Genomic DNA, 16,740 nt, shown 5'->3' with positions numbered 1-16,740 from the left:
CCGCGCGGTTACGGCACGACGCCGTAAACCTCCCGCGCCGCGGCCCGAATCGCGTCGACCATCACCGCGACGGCCGGCGAATGCAGCCGGTCGGTGCGCGTGATGAGCCCGAAATCGTCCATCCGGCAGTCCATCTCCAGCGGCAGCACCGTGACGATGCCGTGCCGCGCGTAGTAGTGCGCGACGTCCTCGGCGAGCACCGCGATCATGTCGCTCTGCTCGATCAGTTGCGTGATGAACAGCAGCGCTGCCGTCTCGACGACGTTCGCCGGCGGCGCGAGGCTTGCGCGCTGGAACACGAGCTCGAAGCGGTGGCGCAGCACGCTGCCGGCCGGCGGCACGACCCACGCGGCGCGCTGCACGTCCGCGAGCGACAGTGGCGCCTGCGCGAGCAGCGGGTGGCCGGGCCGCACGACGGTGGCCACCGATTCCCCGGTCAACGGCTCGTAGCGCAGGCGCAGCTTGTCGTGTTCGGCGGACAGCCGGCCGAGCACGATGTCGATCTTTTCCTGCGCGAGGTGTTCGAGCAGCACGTTGCTGGTGTCGATCTCGACCGATACGTGCAGGCCCGCATGCGTGCCCTTCACCGCGGCGACGGCCGGCGGCACGAGCCGCAGGCCCGGCGACGTGATCGCGCCCACCGCCACGTGGCCGAGATGGCCGGCCTTCAGCGCGGCCAGCTCCTCGCGCGCCTGGTCGAGGCTGCCGAGCGCCGCGCGCGCGTGGCGGATCAGCGCGTCGCCGTACAGCGTCGGCCGCATCCCGCGCGGCAGCCGCTCGAACAGCACCGCGCCGATCGATTCCTCGAGCTCGCGCAGCAGCTTCGACGCGGCCGGCTGCGTCATGTTCAGCGCGGCCGCCGCGCGATGAATGCTGCCTTCGTCGGCGAGCGCGACGAGCAGCAGCAACTGGCGCGTCTTCAGGCGGGCGCGGTTTCCCCACGGGCTGGCTTCGGTCATCGTACGGGTTTATATCGATATCTGAATCGATATCGTAATCGCCTAAATCGTCATTAGCCAGTTATCAAAATTCTGCCTAGACTGCGCCGGTATCCCGTCACCACAGGACTGACGATGTCGGCAACAAAACCCAGGCTGCGCTCCGCTCAATGGTTCGGCACGAACGACAAGAACGGCTTCATGTACCGGAGCTGGATGAAGAACCAGGGCATTCCCGATCACGAATTCGACGGCCGGCCGATCATCGGCATCTGCAACACGTGGTCCGAACTGACGCCGTGCAACGCGCACTTTCGCAAGCTCGCCGAGCACGTGAAGCGCGGGATCTCGGAAGCGGGCGGCTTCCCGGTCGAGTTCCCGGTGTTCTCGAACGGTGAATCGAACCTGCGGCCGTCCGCGATGCTCACGCGCAATCTTGCGTCGATGGACGTCGAGGAAGCGATCCGCGGCAACCCGATCGACGCGGTCGTGCTGCTCGCCGGCTGCGACAAGACGACGCCCGCGCTGCTGATGGGCGCGGCGAGCTGCGACGTGCCGGCGATCGTCGTGTCGGGCGGCCCGATGCTGAACGGCAAGCTCGAAGGCAAGAACATCGGTTCGGGCACGGCCGTGTGGCAGCTGCACGAAGCGCTGAAGGCCGGCGAGATCGACGTGCATCACTTCCTGTCGGCCGAAGCCGGCATGTCGCGCTCGGCCGGCACCTGCAACACGATGGGCACCGCGTCGACGATGGCGTGCATGGCCGAGGCGCTCGGCGTCGCGCTGCCGCACAACGCGGCGATTCCGGCCGTCGATTCGCGCCGCTACGTGCTCGCGCACATGTCGGGCATCCGCATCGTCGAGATGGCGCTCGAAGGGCTCGTGCTGTCGAAGATCCTGACGCGCGCCGCGTTCGAGAACGCGATCCGCACGAACGCGGCGATCGGCGGCTCGACGAACGCGGTGATCCACCTGAAGGCGATCGCCGGCCGCATCGGCGTGCCGCTCGAACTGGAAGACTGGATGCGCATCGGCCGCGACACGCCGACGATCGTCGACCTGATGCCGTCGGGGCGCTTCCTGATGGAGGAGTTCTATTACGCGGGCGGGCTGCCGGCCGTGCTGCGCCGGCTCGGCGAAGGCGGGCTGCTGCCGCACCCGGACGCGCTGACCGTGAACGGCAAGTCGCTGTGGGACAACGTGCGCGAAGCGCCGAACTACGACGACGAAGTGATCCGTCCGCTCGACCGGCCGCTGATCGCGGACGGCGGGATCCGCATTCTGCGCGGCAATCTCGCGCCGCGCGGCGCGGTGCTGAAACCGTCGGCGGCGAGCCCCGAACTGCTGAAGCATCGCGGCCGCGCGGTGGTGTTCGAGAACCTCGACCACTACAAGGCGACGATCAACGACGAAGCGCTCGACATCGACGCGAGCTCGGTGATGGTGCTGAAGAACTGCGGGCCGCGCGGTTATCCGGGCATGGCTGAAGTCGGCAACATGGGGCTGCCGCCGAAGCTGCTGCGCCAGGGCGTGAAGGACATGGTGCGGATTTCCGATGCGCGGATGAGCGGCACCGCATACGGCACGGTCGTGCTGCACGTCGCGCCGGAAGCCGCGGCCGGGGGGCCGCTCGCAGCCGTGCGCAACGGCGACTGGATCGAGCTCGACTGCGAGGCCGGCACGCTGCATCTCGACATTACGGATGAAGAGTTGCAGCGCCGCCTGTCGGACGTCGATCCGACCGCGGCGCCGGGCGTGGCCGGCCAGCTCGGCAAGGGCGGCTATGCACGGCTGTATATCGATCACGTGCTGCAGGCCGACGAGGGCTGCGACCTCGATTTTCTGGTCGGCATGCGCGGCGCGGACGTGCCTAGCCATTCGCATTGAGCGGCGGGCGGTATAGCCCGTTGTGCAGATACGCGGCCCAGCGTCAGCGGTAAAGCACTGACGTGGGCCGACCGCGAAGCATGGGGCCCACGTAAGCGCTAAAGCGCTAACGTGGGCCGACAGGAGACAAGATGACGACGCAGTACACGCCCGCGCAGGCCGCGGCGGAACAGTCCGATTCGCCGGCAGCCGTCGACGAACGGCAACTGACCCGCCTGCTCACGCGCAAGCTGGTGCCGTTTCTCGCGCTGATCTACGTGGTTGCCTACGTCGACCGTACCGTCGTCGGCTTCGCGAAGCTCCACATGAACGCCGCGATCGGCCTTGGCGACGCCGCGTACGGGCTCGGCGCGGGACTGTTCTTCATCGGCTACTTCCTGTGCGAGGTGCCGAGCAACCTCGCGCTCGGACGCTTCGGCGCACGGGTCTGGTTCGCGCGCATCCTCGCGACGTGGGGCGTGATCACGATGGCGATGGCGCTCGTGCACGGGCCGACCAGCTTCTACGTACTGCGCTTCCTGCTCGGCGCGGCGGAAGCCGGCCTCTATCCCGGCATCCTGTACTTCCTCACGCAATGGTTCCCGATGCGCGACCGCGCCCGCGTGATCGGTCTGCTCGTGCTCGCGCAACCGCTCGCCGGCATCGTGACCGGGCCGCTCGCCGGATGGCTGCTGTCGACGCACGGGTGGTTCGGCCTGTCGGACTGGCAGACGCTGTTCGTCGTCAGCGGCTTGCCGGCCGTGCTGCTCGCGTGGCCGACGCTGCGGCTGTTGCCCGAATCGCCCGCGCATGCGCGCTGGCTGAACGACGACGAACGCCGCTGGATCGCGCGGCAGCTGGCCGCCGACCGCGACGCCTATCGTCCCGATTCGCACCGCAATCCGCTCGCCGCGTTGCGCGACCGTCGCGTGCTGCTGCTCGCCGCGCTGTTCCTGCCGTTCCCGCTGTGCATCTACGGGCTGTCGCTGTGGCTGCCGACCATCATCCATGCGTTCGGCACCGGCGATGCGATCACCGGCCTGCTGTCAGCCGTGCCCTACCTGTTCGCGGTGGTCGGCCTGCTCGTCGTGCCGCGCCATTCGGATCGCAAGCGCGAGCGCTACTGGCACATCGTCGTCGTGTCGGCGGCTGCCGCCGTGACGATGGCCGCGAGCGCGTGGGTACGGCAGCCAGCGCTGCAATTCATGTTCATCTGCTTCACCGCGTTCTCGCTGTATTCGATCCAGGCCGTCGTGTGGGCGCTGCCCGGCGAATTCCTGGCCGGCACGAGCGCGGCGGTCGGCATCGCCGCGATCAATTCGCTCGCGAATCTCGGCGGCTACGTCGGGCCGTACGGAATCGGCCTGATCAAGGCATCGACCGGCAGCCTCGCGGCCGGCCTGTACTTTCTCGCGGCGACGCTGCTGTTCGCGGTGCTGATGACGTTCGTGGTCCGGGCCGCGCTGCGCGCGCCCGAGCCGGCCGCGGGCGCATTCGCCCGCGAATCCTGAACGCCTTGTTTTCCGGCTGAACGCCGATTCGACTGACGCAGGACCCACCATGACATCGAGCAGCACACCGCGCTATCGCGGCATCTTCCCCGTCGTCCCGACGACGTTTTCCGACACCGGCGAGCTCGACCTCGCGAGCCAGAAGCGCGCGGTCGATTTCATGATCGACGCCGGCTCGGACGGGCTGTGCATCCTCGCGAACTTCTCCGAGCAGTTCGCGATCACCGACGACGAACGCGACGTGCTCACCCGCACGATCCTCGAACACGTCGCGGGCCGCGTGCCGGTGATCGTCACGACGTCGCACTACAGCACGCAGGTCTGCGCGGCGCGCAGCCTGCGCGCGCAGCAGCTCGGCGCGGCGATGGTGATGGCGATGCCGCCGTATCACGGCGCGACGTTCCGCGTGCCGGAAGCGCAGATCTTCGATTTCTTCGCGCGCGTGTCGGATGCGATCGACATCCCGATCATGATCCAGGACGCGCCGGCGAGCGGCACGCCGTTGTCCGCGCCGTTCCTCGCGCGGATGGCGCGCGAGATCGAGCAGGTCGCGTACTTCAAGATCGAGACGCCGGGTGCGGCGAACAAGCTGCGCGAGCTGATCCGGCTCGGCGGCGACGCGATCGAGGGGCCGTGGGACGGCGAGGAGGCGATCACGCTGCTCGCCGACCTCCATGCGGGCGCGACCGGCGCGATGACGGGCGGCGGCTTCCCGGACGGCATTCGCCCGATCCTCGAAGCATGGCGCGAAGGCCGCCACGACGATGCGTTCGCGCATTACCAGACGTGGCTGCCGCTGATCAATCACGAGAACCGCCAGTCCGGGATCCTCACCGCGAAGGCGCTGATGCGCGCCGGCGGCGTGATCGCGTGCGAGCGGCCGCGGCATCCGATGCCGGAACTGCACCCGGACACGCGCGCGGAATTGCTCGCGATCGCGCGCCGGCTCGATCCGCTCGTGCTGCGCTGGGCGCGCTGAGCGATTCGCGAAGGAGAGACGCACGATGAATCATCCAGTTTCGCTGGGCGTGGTCGGGATCGGCAAGATCGCACGCGACCAGCATTTGCCGGCGATCGCCGCCGAACCGGGCTTCGCGCTGACTGCCTGTGCGAGCCGTCACGCGGAAGTCGACGGCGTGCGCAATTATCCGGATCTGAACGCGCTGCTGGCCGCCGAGCCCGAACTCGACGCGGTATCGCTGTGCGCGCCGCCGCAGGTGCGCTACGCGCAGGCGCGCGCCGCGCTCGAAGCCGGCAAGCACGTGATGCTCGAGAAGCCGCCGGGCGCGACGCTCGGCGAAGTGGCCGCGCTGGACGCGCTGGCGCGCGAGCGCGGACTCACGCTGTTCGCGACCTGGCATTCGCGCTGCGCGAGCGCGGTGGAACCGGCGCGCGCGTGGCTCGCCACGCGCACGATCCGCGCGGTGCAGGTGCGCTGGAAGGAAGACGTGCGGCGCTGGCATCCGGGGCAGCAGTGGATCTGGGAGCCGGGCGGCCTCGGCGTGTTCGATCCGGGCATCAACGCGCTGTCGATCGTCACGCGCATCCTGCCGCGCGAGCTCGTGCTGCGCGAGGCGACGCTGATCGTACCGAGCGACGCCCAGATGCCGATCGCGGCCGAACTCGATTGCGCGGATACCGACGGTGTGCCGGTGCGTGCGGAATTCGACTGGCGGCACGGCCCGGTCGAGCAATGGGAGATCGCGGTCGACACGGCCGACGGCGTGCTCGCGATCAGCCGCGGCGGCGCGCAATTATCGATCGCGGGCGAGCCGGTCGAGATCGGGCCGGAACGCGAGTACCCGGCGCTGTATGCGCATTTCCACGCGTTGATCGCGCGTGGCGAAAGCGACGTCGACGTGCGGCCGCTGCGGCTCGTCGCCGATGCCTTCCTGTTCGGCCGGCGCGTGCAGACCGACGCGTTCGGCCGCTGAACCTGCGTGCGCTTCGGCATGAAGCGCACGCGACGATTGATTGATATTTCGACACGCATCACGGCATCAGCCGATACAAAGGAGACACCCATGAACCGCACGACTCACACGATCCGTCGACACACCCTGCGCGCGCTGCTGGCCGCGCTCTGCATCGCGCCGCTCGGGATGACGGGCGCCGCGCATGCCGACGCGCCGCTGAAGATCGGCTTCCTCGTGAAGATGCCGGAGCAGGCGTGGTTCATCAACGAGCAGAATGCGGCGTCCGCGCTCGGCCAGAAGGAGAACTTCTCGGTCGTGAAGATCGGCACGCCGGACGGCGAGAAGGTGCTGGCCGCGATCGACAACCTCGGCTCGCAAGGTGCGCAAGGCTTCGTGATCTGCGCGCCGGACGTGCGGCTCGGGCCGGCGATCGCGTCGCGCGCGAAGCGCTACAACATGAAGTTCGTGACCGTCGACGACCAGCTCGTCGATTCGAGCGGCAAGCCGCTGCCGAACGTGCCGCACCTCGGGATGTCGGCGACGAAGATCGGCAACCAGGTCGGCCAGGCGATCGCCGACGAGATGAAGCGGCGCGGCTGGAAACCGGAGGAAGTCGGCGCGCTGCGGATCACGAACTACGAGCTGCCGACCGCGAAGCTGCGCACCGACGGCGCGACGCAGGCGCTGCTTGCGAACGGCTTCCGCAAGGAGAACATCTTCGACGCGCCGCAGAAGACGACCGACGACGAAGGCGGTTTCAGCGCGGCGGCACCGGTGCTCGCCCGCCATCCGAACGTGAAGAAATGGGTGATCTACGCGCTGAACGAGGAAACCGTGCTCGGCGCGGTGCGCGCGACCGAGCAGCTGCACATCCCGGCGGCCGACGTGATCGGCGTCGGCATCAACGGCGCGGGCGAGGCGTTCGCCGAATTCCAGAAGAAGGAGCCGACGGGCTTCTACGGGACGATCGCGGTCAGCTCGACGAACCACGGCAAGGACAGCACGCAGAACCTCGTCGACTGGATCCGCAACGGCAAGACGCCGCCGGCCGACACGCAGACGAGCGGCAAGCTGATGACGCGCGCGAACTGGCAGGCCGTGCGTGCCGAACTCGGTATCTGAGCGGGGCGAGGCGAGAACGCGATGACGATGCAGACGATGACGGCCGTGCCCGGCCACGACGCCGAAGCGGGTGCGCCGCCGGACGGCCCGCTGCTCGCGCTCGACGGCATCACCGTGACGTTTCCGGGCGTGCGCGCGCTCGACGCGGTGTCGCTGTCGGTGCGCGCGGGCGAAGTGCACGGCCTGATGGGCGAGAACGGCGCGGGGAAATCGACGCTGCTGAAGGTGCTGTCCGGCGTGAACCATCCGCAGGCAGGCACGCTGACGCTGAACGGCACGGTGCAGCGCTTCGCGTCGACGCGCGCGGCGCTCGAGGCCGGCATCGCGATCATCTACCAGGAGCTGCATCTGGTGCCCGAGCTGACGGTCGCGGAAAACCTGATGCTCGGGCAATTGCCGAGCCGGCTCGGCGTGGTCGACGAGCGTGCGCTCGCGGCCCGCGCGCTCGATGCGCTGGAGCGGCTCGGCGAGCACATCGATCCGGGCGTCCCGGTGAAGTATCTGTCGATCGGCCAGCGCCAGATGATCGAGATCGGCAAGGCGCTGATGCGCGACGCGCGCGTGATCGCGTTCGACGAGCCGACGAGCTCGCTGTCCGCGCGCGAAACCACGCAACTGTTCCGGATCATTCGCGCGCTGCGCGCAGAAGGCCGGGCGATCATCTACGTCACGCACCGGATGGAGGAAGTGTACGAACTGTGCGACCGCGTGACGGTGTTTCGCGACGGCCGCCGCATCGACACGTTCGATTCCGTCGCCGATCTCGACCGCGACCGGCTGATCGGCTGCATGGTCGGCCGTTCGATCGAGGACGTGTACGGCTATCGGCCGCGCCCGGCCGGCGACGTGCTGATCGAAGCGAAGGGGCTGGCGGGGCCGGGGCTGGCCGAGCCCGTGTCGTTCACCGCGCGGCGCGGCGAGATCGTCGGCTTCTTCGGGCTCGTCGGCGCGGGCCGCTCGGAGCTGATGAAGCTGCTGTACGGCGCGGTGCGGCCGAGCGCCGGGCACGTCGAGCTGAACGGCAAGCGGATGGCGTTCGGCAGCCCGCGCGACGCGGTGCGCGCCGGCATCGCGCTGTGCCCGGAAGACCGCAAGCAGGAAGGCATCGTCGCGATCGCGTCGGTGGCCGACAACCTGAACATCAGCGCGCGCCGCCATTTCAGCCCGGCGCGCGTGCTGCTCGACGGGCGGCGCGAACGCGAGCTCGCGCAGAAATACATCGAGCGTCTCGCGATCAAGACCCGCGACGGCGAAACGCCGATCGGCGCGCTGTCGGGCGGGAACCAGCAGAAGGTCGTGCTCGCGCGCTGGCTGGCCGAGCGCATCGACGTGTTCCTGATGGACGAGCCGACGCGCGGCATCGACGTCGGCGCGCGCGCGGAAATCTACAACCTGTTCTACGAACTCGCGGAAGCGGGGCGCACGGTGATCCTCGTGTCGAGTGATCTGGCCGAGGTGATCGGCGTGTCGGACCGCATCGTCGTGATGAAGGAAGGACGGATCGCGGGCGAGGTCGCGAAGGCGCAGGCGACGCCCGATGCGCTGATCAAGCTCGCGCTGCCGCGCTAGCGGCCCGCAGTCAACCGGAAAGCAAACGTTATGAGCCAGGCAATGCAACCCCAACGTACTTCCCCCACCCCGGATACCCCTGCCGTGCCCGCGCGAGCGCGCGGCGGCGCATGGCAGCTGATCAACCGCTCCGGCATCGTGATGGTGTTTCTGGTGCTGTTCGCGACGCTGTCGCTGACCGTGCCGGACTTTCTCACGCCGCGCAACATCCAGGGCCTGCTGCTGTCGGTCACGCTGATCGGTTCGATCTCGGTGACGATGATGTTCGTGCTGGCGCTCGGCGAAGTCGATCTGTCGGTCGCGTCGATCGTCGCGTTCTCGGGTGTGGTCGCGTCGACGCTGATCACCGCGACGCACAGCATCGTGCTCGGTGTCGCGGCAGGCGTGCTCGCCGGCGGCGCGGTGGGGCTCGTGAACGGCGTGCTGATCGCGCGCTACCGGATCAACTCGCTGATCGTCACGCTCGCGATGATGGAAGTCGTGCGCGGGCTCGCGTTCATCACGTCGAACGGCGACGCGGTGATGATTTCGGAAGAACGCTTCTTCGATCTCGGCGGCGGGTCGTTCCTCGGCATCTCGTTTCCGATCTGGAGCAACATCGTCGGCTTCGTCGTGTTCGGCTTCCTGCTGCGCAAGACGGTGTTCGGCAAGAACGTGCTGGCCGTCGGCGGCAACGGCGAGGCCGCGCTGCTCGCGGGGCTGCCGGTCATGCGCATCAAGATCGCCGTGTTCGTGCTGCAGGGGCTCGTGACCGGCTTCGCCGGCGTGATGCTCGCGTCGCGGATGAGCCTCGGCGACCCGAAGACGTCCGTCGGCCTCGAGCTCGGCGTGATCTCCGCGTGCGTGCTCGGCGGCGTATCGCTGACGGGCGGCGTCGCGACGATTTCCGGCGTGCTGGTCGGCGTGCTGATCATGGGCTCCGTGCAGGACGCGATGAGCCTGCTGAACGTGCCGACTTTTTACCAATATCTGATACGCGGCGGAATTCTGTTGCTCGCGGTGCTGTTCGACCAGTATCGTCGCAACCAGCGGCGCGCGATGAAGATCTGACTTCGATCACGCGCGGCCGCCTGCATAGACGACGAATATCGGGAGACGGCATGCAACAGACTCATCCGGGCACGGCGGCGACGCTGCTGGCCGACAGCCGAAACACGCTCGGCGAAGGCGCGACGTGGTGTGACAGGACGCACGCGCTGTACTGGGTCGACATCGAAGGCGCGCAGCTGTGGCGCTGCCGCGCGGACGGTTCGGACCTCGCGCAGTGGGCGATGCCTGAGCGGCTCGCGTGTTTTGCGCTGACTGACGATCCGGACGTGCTGCTCGTCGGGCTTGCGACGCATCTCGCGTTCTTTGACGTGCGCAGCGGTGCGTTTACGCGGATCGTCGACGTCGAGCCCGATCTGCCGACGCGGTTGAACGACGGGCGCTGCGATGGGGCCGGCGCGTTCGTGTTCGGGATGAAGGACGAAGGCGGTGAGCCGCCGCGCGCGGTTGGCGGGTTTTATCGGCTCAATCCGGACCTCACGCTCGAGCGGCTTGCGTTGCCTGCGGCTGCGATCGCGAACAGCATCGGGTTCTCGCCGGACGGGGCGAAGATGTATTACTGCGATTCGCTGGTGCGCGAGATTTTTGTGTGCGATTACCGCGCGGGAGGCGAGGTCGCGAACGTGCGGTCGTTCGCGCGGCTGACCGATGCGGACGGCGATCCGGACGGCTCGATCGTCGATCGTGACGGCGGGCTGTGGAACGCGCAGTGGGGTGGGCGGCGGGTGGTGCGTTATGGGCCGGACGGCGTCGAGACGGATCGTGTTGAAGTGCCGACCGCGCAGCCGAGTTGCGTTGCGATCGACGGTGAAGGCCGGTTGTATGTGACGAGTGCGCGTGTTGACCTGAGCGATGATGCGCTGGCGAGCGATGCGCACGCGGGCGGTGTGTTCGTCGCGCAAACGCGCTACGCGGGGTTGCCGACTGCGCGGTTCGCGGGTATGCCCGCTGCCTGAATGGCGGATGTTGGCGGGAAGAGCCCATCAGCAGGCGGGCAGCAATTCCAGCTGTTTCAGGTCGCACCTAGTTTACGAGCGCTCCTGATATTCCTCCAGCCACATCCGCTGGGCCGCCTCAAAGAGGTTCGTGTACTGACGTCGTTTCGCCTGTTCCCGGGGGAGTCAATTTGCGAACATCGGGAAATTTTTGATCCTTTCGGATCAGATGGATATCCGAATCAGAAGTTTTGGTATATCCCTGCCATATCCCGGTTTCCGGGCATAGCATGCCTGTACACAGGCTCATCAGCCCGTATTTGTGACGCTTCGCTTGTTGCTCTTCGAGACGACGTTGCTTGCGTTCCTCGGGCGTCAAAATTACGTACGCGCGTTTGATTTTGACCTCGCTTAGCATCTGTGGAAATGATCCATCCAGCGGATTTGCATAAGCGAGATTGACGTTGACGGGAAATTTGCTGCCAGGAATATTCTTGGATCGATAGCGGAAAGACTGTTCGTTTGGAGCGTATGGAGTGCGCGTCCTAATTTCGTTCCCGTATTCCCGATTGCCTTCAGAATCGATCCAAAAGTCTTCAAGTCGAAGAAGTGCCTTGATTTCTGTGTCGGGAAGATCTGCGATCATAGGGCTAAAGTGAATTATTACTTCAGCTGAAACGATTTTTACCCTCGATCGGTCGTCGCTGTAATCTTCCGGATCCGTGCGCGTGAAAAGTTCAATCGTCGTTGAAGACAAGGCGCGATTGGCATATCGGTAAAGAGCACCTTTCGCGGATTCCTGAGTCCACGTGGAAAATAATTTCCCAACAGACATATTATGAAGATCGTATGGCTTATCATCCCGCAGAATTTCCATTACTTCTTTCAGAATGCTGCGCACTGCAGCCCGCTGTTCATCGGCGGTCGTCTGCATTTCAAATCCCTCCCCCAATGACTCGTATTGACTCACTATAGGTTCTAGTGCATGTGCCGGGGTTGAGCACGAGAGGGCGATCAGGACGGTCCGAGTAATCCTGTACCACACCCGCGCACGCATAGGCGTCTTCTTCATACAATTGACATCAGTAGCTTTGTTAAAAATTCACCAGCGCGCTCAGATGTGTAGGGGCGACTCAGTCGGCAGCACGCTTATGATCGGCTCTGATATTCCTCCACCCACATCCACTGGCCTGCCTCGAAAAGATTCGTGTATTGGCCGCGCTCTGCCTGTTCTCGCGGAGTCAGTTTGCGAACATCGGGAAATTTTTGTCCCTTTCGAATCAGGTGGATGTCCGAATCGGAAGTCTTGGTATATCCCTGCCATATCCCCGTTTCAGGGCACGGCATGCCCGTGCATAAGTTCATCAGCCCGTATTTGTGACGCTTCGCTTGTTGTTCTTCCAGGCGACGTTGTTCGCGTTCTTTAGGCGACAGAATTGTGTATGCTCGTTTTATTATAACTTTTGAAAGCATTTGAGGAAATGAGCCATCCGATGGGTTTGCATAAAAAAGCTCAACATTGACTTGGAACTTGCTACCTGGAACATCTTTCGATCGATAGCGAAAAGATTGCAAATTGGGCATATCTGGAGTGCGTGTCGATATTTCGTTGCCGTATTCCCGATTCCCATTTGAGTCTACCCAATAGTCTTCCAGTTGAAGAAGGGACTTGATTTCGGTATCGGGCAGACCCGCGATCATCGGACTTAGTCGAGTCGTCACGGCCCCCGGGACAATTTTTACATTCTGGCGATCAATGCTGTAGTCTTCTGGGTCGTCGAACGTCGTAAAAACTACGGTACTTGAAGGTGACACTGGGCTAGCGTAAAGATAGCGCCGGCCCTCTAAACGATTGTGCTTTGTAGAGTCTAAATTTCGACCGAATATAATATGCAGTGGATCAAATGATTTATCATCACGCAGGATCGCCATCGCCTCTTTCAGGATGCTGCGTACCATCGCACGTTGCTCGTCAGCTTGATGCGTCATGTCAATTCCTTGTGCCGACGATTTTGAGGGAAGCGACGTAGTCTGCTGTGCATGTACCAGGGTTGAACACGAAAGCGCCATCAGGACGGCTCCAGTAATCTTGCACCACACCTGCACACGCATAGGCATCTTCTTCATGTAGTTGGCTCCGGTAGCCTTTTTCGAAATTCACCATCTTTTCAGCTGTTTCAGGTGATACCTTCAGCAACTTGCAAACTTCGGCTCGCGCAATCGGCACGTCGAGTCTTGCATAAGATCCTCCGACTTGGCCTTGCATGTACGAAATTATCCAGTAGTAGTGGAAAATAAACATGCGATGCAATCCCGCTGTCACTCGAGCATCTTCTGGAATATGGATTTTCTCGGCGGCCCGCAAGACATCTTCACGTGTACTGCCTTCGTAAATTTTTGCTACATGCGCAAACATTGCATAGTCATCTGGATGTTGCTGAAGCAACGCTATCATCCAGAACGTCTGCTGGCAGTGTCGTGCCTCGTGGTAGAGGATGTCAGCAAATGCCTTTAGTTGTCCGTCTAGCTCGACTGCATCGTTTGCTACTGCAATAATTTTCGCAACTTCTTTCTCCTGAAGCGCTATGACCCATTCCTTGGTTACAAACGATGCGCTAACGTCGAGGCGCATGTTGTATTGGGCCTTCCCTTGTTCTGCGTCAACGACATCAATGGTCGGAATTGCCCCTGCCGATTCCACGTATTCGTTAGGTAATGCAAATGGCCCTGTGCCAAGTGCGTCAGCGAGAATTTGACTGCATCGCTTTGCAATACCTTCCTTCAGTTCAATCGGGACGGAGCCGTCCAGCGTCTTGTATTTCTCCCATTTGATGCTTTTAAGCAACTCCTTGATCGCCGCCGTATAGGTTTTCGTCACTGGATATACGACATCGCGACGCACCGGCATACCTGCGTCGACGTCAGCCTGCTTAGCCGCGTCGATGAAGTGATGGAAGCGCAACCCAAAGTTGAGCGGATCACAGGCCGCGAACTCGGGCCGATGACTCTCCGACGTCGCCCCCGGTTCCGGGGTGCTGATCGTCTTGCCTCTGATCTTCGTAGACCGTTTGTCGGCATTCGGCACCCTGGCGGTATATGGCGCCGTGTTGTCGCGCACGACGGCCGCCCGATTGACGGCAATCACCTTGTCGGGGTCGCTTGCCGCCAGTATCTCGACCGTGCCGAACGCGACCTCGTGGTCCGTTACCACTTCCGTTTCGCCGTGGTCGTTGCTTACCCCCTCGATCACGCGGCCGTTGTCGAGCGTGATCCGGTACGGCTGATTCGGCAGCGCAAACCCGTTGTCGTGCTCCATCAGCACAAAATGCGCGGCAAACTGCCCCGGACTGTCGGGCGTGACCGGGAAGCGTATCGGTCGCAACTGCGCGGTGTCCGTTTGGTGACTGCCAGCATGGATCGTATGCTCGCCGGCCGTGCGAACGACGTAACCCCGTTCACTGATGCACACCTCCGTACTCCCGGCGTGCAGCACGATTTCCTTCGCCGCGTGCAGATGAATGCTGTCCGTCGTGCTCGTGACCCGGATCGCCCGCTTGGCTGTCAGGTCGATCCCGTCGTTCTGCGCTTCGATGCGGACCTTGCCGCCAGCGGCGATCAATGCCATGCCTGCCTTGTGCACGAACAGCGCGAACGTGTTCACTACGCTGGCGAACAGCGATCGGCCGACCGCCAGGCCGACATGCCGGCCGCTCGTCACGGCCACATCCTCGTTGCTGGCGATATGGACACCGCGCTCGGCGGCCAGACTGATGCCCGCCGGTCCGGCCAGCACGATGTCGGCTTCGGTGAGTTCGGGAAAGTGGTCCGGATCCCCGGATGGATTGCCCTTGATCGCATCGTTGCGCGCGTTGATCGTCCTGACGACCTCGCTCTGATCAGCGCCGTGTCGTTGCGCGTCGTGCCGTTGCGCCAGCGCGGACAAGCGCTCTTGCAGTTCTCGCGCGCGAGTCAGCCGACCGATTGCCTCCTTCGCGTCCTTCGCGTGGCCCGCGCCGCCCGGTTGACCATCTGTCGTGACGAATAGGCCTTTCAACGCCCGCATCACACCCCAATCGTCGGTACGCAGATCGAAGCCCTTGCCGCGCGCCTCGGCACGCCCCTTCTTCTTCAGCATGCGCCGCAGGTTGCCGAGACTGAGCTGCGATGTGCCGGCATCGCTCGCAATCTGCGTATGAATTTGCCCCTGCGTGTCGTCGATTGCGACATGACCGGATGCCGTGCCTTGGTGCTCACGGCCACGCAGTATCGACACGCCCTGGTTGTGCGGCAGGTCCAGCGCCGGCTGACGGAACGCGTTCACGAGGCTGCCCGCAATGACCGGCAAATCCGGATCGCCCTAGTAGTGCATGACGGCAACCTCATGGCCGATCCGGGGGATGAGCGTCGCGCCCATGTCGGTGCCTTGCCATGGTGACAGCACGCGCAGCCAGATTCCCGAGCGCTCGTCGTGCGGGCCTTGACGGTCCCATTCGAACTGCACCTTGACGCGGCCGTACTGGTCGGTCCAGATTTCCTGTCCGGCCGGGCCGACGACGATGGCCTTTTCGGGGCCGCTCAACACAGGCTTGTCGACGCTGCGCTTCAGGCGGAACGGCTCATTCGCCGGCAGCAGCTCGAACTGCGTGTCGACACGGTACTTTTGCGCGGCGCCAGTGCGGACCCCGATTTCCTCGATGTCGAGCGCGCAGGACACGACCACATACTCACGGTTCGCGGATTGCTGCGGGTATCCCGCCAAGGTGAACGTGCGACCGACAGTCAGCCCGCGCAGGTTTCCTGCTCCCTTGGCACGCAGCCCCGCACAGCGTTGTGCGTCAAGCTGCACGCGAGCGAGGTGGCGCGCTTCCAGATCCGTATCGTTGGGCTGGCCAGCGAGACCTTGTGCGCCAGCCAGTGGCTGGCTGTAGTCGCCCCATGCGTAGATTTCAGCGTCGGCGCTCGCCGTATCGCGCGGGTTTTCCTCGGTAACCGCCAGCTTCGCGCGCGGGCGGGTGTAGTCATAGTCCGTCACGGTCACGCGGCCGGCCGTGAGTCGGCTGGTTACCGACAGCGCATGAATGTGCTCTTCGTCAATGTGCTTGCCGTCCGGCGGCAGGTAGCGCAGCGTCTCATAGGCAGGACCGTGGGGGTGATGGCCGCCGATCGTGTCGCACAAAACCAGGCGGTGATGGCCGTCATCGTGCTCGAACCACCACCAGATGCCCCATTCTTCCCACAGTCGTTGCAGGAACGCCCAGTCCGACTCGAATGCCTGACGCTGTACGTCGCGTTTCGGATAACGTCCGCGGAATGCGCCCGCCAGACGCTTGTCGACCGTGTACGGATACGTCGACAGCACCGCGTCGGTGATCTCGACGACGTTCATCTCCTGAAAGAGTCGGCTGTCCTGCGTCAGCGTCGCGCGATAGAGCCACGGGCGCAATTCGAGTTCGTACAGGATCGAATCGCGGTCCTGGCCGACAATCCGTGCCGCTTCGACCAACCCCGTGATTTCGCGCGTGCCGGCGCCGATATTGCCGAGTCCGTCATTGCCCGCCAAACCGGGAATGAAACGGCCTTTGCCGTCGAGTTGGATGGAAACGGTGACTTCAGTGCCGACGACTTTGTCCAGATCGAGATTGGCCGTGACGCTCGGAGAAAACGCGTAAGCGTCATCGGTGCGCAGCGTCACGAGATAACGGCATGCTTCAATACGACCGATTGTTTCGGTGCCTTGCAATCGCACCGGAACAAATACCGGGAGCGCGTCCATCCCGTAAGTGGGTAATGCGGCGCCGGAGATGGACAGCGTATGGGCCTGGTTCAGGATCGACAT

The 16,740-nt window shown here is 64.3% G+C and carries 13 protein-coding genes; 8 read left to right on the top strand and 5 right to left on the bottom strand.

The window, feature by feature from the left end; translation table 11 throughout:
* Positions 1–8: 8 nt before the first annotated feature.
* Entirely contained in the window at positions 9–959 is a 951-nt protein-coding gene (locus tag CFB49_RS28335; RefSeq protein WP_069621715.1) for a LysR substrate-binding domain-containing protein, read from the bottom strand.
* 114 nt (positions 960–1,073) lie between these two features.
* On the opposite strand from CFB49_RS28335, the gene CFB49_RS28330 reads away from it, so the two are divergent.
* The 8 genes from CFB49_RS28330 (at position 1,074) to CFB49_RS28295 (ending at position 10,925) form a co-directional block, all read left to right on the top strand.
* A complete protein-coding gene (locus tag CFB49_RS28330; RefSeq protein ID WP_069621714.1) occupies positions 1,074–2,825 on the top strand; it encodes an IlvD/Edd family dehydratase in 1,752 nt (583 codons plus the stop codon).
* A 131-nt stretch (positions 2,826–2,956) separates the two neighbouring features.
* Positions 2,957–4,315 carry an MFS transporter gene (locus tag CFB49_RS28325; RefSeq protein ID WP_089492971.1) on the top strand — a complete coding sequence of 453 codons (1,359 nt, stop codon included), beginning with the start codon at positions 2,957–2,959 and terminating at the stop codon, positions 4,313–4,315.
* A gap of 49 nt (positions 4,316–4,364) precedes the next feature.
* Entirely contained in the window at positions 4,365–5,294 is a 930-nt protein-coding gene (locus tag CFB49_RS28320) for a dihydrodipicolinate synthase family protein (protein WP_089437318.1), read from the top strand.
* A gap of 25 nt (positions 5,295–5,319) precedes the next feature.
* Positions 5,320–6,249 carry a Gfo/Idh/MocA family protein gene (locus CFB49_RS28315; protein ID WP_089492970.1) on the top strand — a complete coding sequence of 310 codons (930 nt, stop codon included), beginning with the start codon at positions 5,320–5,322 and terminating at the stop codon, positions 6,247–6,249.
* Positions 6,250–6,339: 90 nt separating this feature from the next.
* Entirely contained in the window at positions 6,340–7,353 is a 1,014-nt protein-coding gene (locus tag CFB49_RS28310) for an arabinose ABC transporter substrate-binding protein (protein WP_069621710.1), read from the top strand.
* A 21-nt stretch (positions 7,354–7,374) separates the two neighbouring features.
* Entirely contained in the window at positions 7,375–8,922 is a 1,548-nt protein-coding gene (araG, locus tag CFB49_RS28305; RefSeq protein WP_089437317.1) for an L-arabinose ABC transporter ATP-binding protein AraG, read from the top strand.
* A 30-nt stretch (positions 8,923–8,952) separates the two neighbouring features.
* Complete coding sequence (gene araH / locus CFB49_RS28300; RefSeq protein WP_069621708.1) at positions 8,953–9,972, top strand: L-arabinose ABC transporter permease AraH; 1,020 nt, start codon at positions 8,953–8,955, stop codon at positions 9,970–9,972.
* Between the two features lie 50 nt (positions 9,973–10,022).
* Positions 10,023–10,925, top strand: coding sequence for an SMP-30/gluconolactonase/LRE family protein (locus CFB49_RS28295; protein ID WP_089492969.1), 903 nt, complete (start codon positions 10,023–10,025; stop codon positions 10,923–10,925).
* A 118-nt stretch (positions 10,926–11,043) separates the two neighbouring features.
* Here CFB49_RS28295 and CFB49_RS28290 read toward each other — a convergent pair whose 3' ends face one another.
* The 4 genes from CFB49_RS28290 to CFB49_RS36920 form a co-directional block, all read right to left on the bottom strand.
* Positions 11,044–11,838: a hypothetical protein gene (locus CFB49_RS28290; RefSeq protein WP_249190366.1), complete on the bottom strand. Its 795-nt coding sequence runs from the start codon at positions 11,836–11,838 to the stop codon at positions 11,044–11,046.
* A 215-nt stretch (positions 11,839–12,053) separates the two neighbouring features.
* A complete protein-coding gene (locus CFB49_RS28285) occupies positions 12,054–12,893 on the bottom strand; it encodes a hypothetical protein (protein WP_089492968.1) in 840 nt (279 codons plus the stop codon).
* Between the two features lies 1 nt (position 12,894).
* Positions 12,895–15,225, bottom strand: coding sequence for a type VI secretion system Vgr family protein (locus CFB49_RS36925; RefSeq protein ID WP_256979921.1), 2,331 nt, complete (start codon positions 15,223–15,225; stop codon positions 12,895–12,897).
* Between the two features lie 36 nt (positions 15,226–15,261).
* Positions 15,262–16,740 carry a type VI secretion system Vgr family protein gene (locus tag CFB49_RS36920; protein ID WP_249190368.1) on the bottom strand — a complete coding sequence of 493 codons (1,479 nt, stop codon included), beginning with the start codon at positions 16,738–16,740 and terminating at the stop codon, positions 15,262–15,264.

This window comes from Burkholderia sp. AU17457, assembly GCF_002223255.1.
Classification (GTDB): Bacteria; Pseudomonadota; Gammaproteobacteria; order Burkholderiales; family Burkholderiaceae; genus Burkholderia; species Burkholderia sola.
This window is presented reverse-complemented; position numbering and strand designations above follow the sequence as displayed.